The sequence below is a fragment of the Halomonas sp. LES1 genome (genome assembly GCF_031846005.1).
Taxonomy (GTDB): domain Bacteria; phylum Pseudomonadota; class Gammaproteobacteria; order Pseudomonadales; family Halomonadaceae; genus Halomonas.
On sequence record NZ_JAVRGC010000024.1, the window covers coordinates 1 to 851 of the forward strand.

Here is an 851-nt window from a genome sequence, read left to right on the forward strand (position 1 = left end):
GTGTAGTTATAGTCAATGGTGATGGTGCCATCGACGGCTTGCTGGTAGCCGTTGAGCACCAATTCACCGTATTGGGTGTCAATCGTCTGGCTCTGAGTCGCCAGCGCTTCAACCTGCGCCTTGCTCAATGAGAGCGTGCGCGCTTCGCCGTTCACGTTGGTGTACGCCAGCGTCACACCGCCGTCGGTCGCCAGGCCATCCAGCGCCTTAAGGGTAAAGTTGGACACTACTTGGGTATCGGTTGCGCTCGGGTTCGAGCCATCGGCCAAGCCACTTTCAAAGACAACGTGATCCGTGTTGTCGCCATCCGGCGTGGTCGCGGCGATGTCCGCCGGTACCGTGACCGTCACGCCATCGTCGGCGCCGTTGATGGTCAGATCCAGGATCGCGTCCGCGGTATCCCCATCGCCATCGGTCAGGGTGTAGGTGAACGTCTCGCTCAGGCTTTCGCCAGCCAGCAGGCCCTGTACGTTCAGGTTGGTGTTGTCCAACACATAGTCGTAACTGCCATCAGACTTGATGGTCAGGGTGCCGAACTCGCCGTCAATCACCCGGTCGCCATCGGCATTGGTGCTGGGCGTATTGCCGCTAACGTTGTTGCTGGCAATGGCGGTGACGGTAGCGCCATCGGCACCCACGGTATCCGCGGCATCGTTGGCGGAGGCGTTCGCGCCGCCGATCACGTTGCCACTGGCCGCCACGGTGCTGTCTTCGGTGATGCTGCTGGCATCATCAACCGCGGTCGGCGCATCGTCGACAATCTTGATGTCGAGGTTCTGTGTCGCGGTTTCGGTTTCGACGCCGTCGTCCTTGGCCGTTATGCCAAAGCTGTCGGTGACATCGGTCGCATC

1 protein-coding gene is annotated in these 851 nt (G+C 60.6%); it reads right to left on the reverse strand.

What is annotated here, in order from left to right; all coding sequences use genetic code 11:
- On the reverse strand, positions 1-851 hold an 851-nt coding region (locus RM463_RS17430), incomplete at both ends, for a VCBS domain-containing protein (protein ID WP_311430772.1).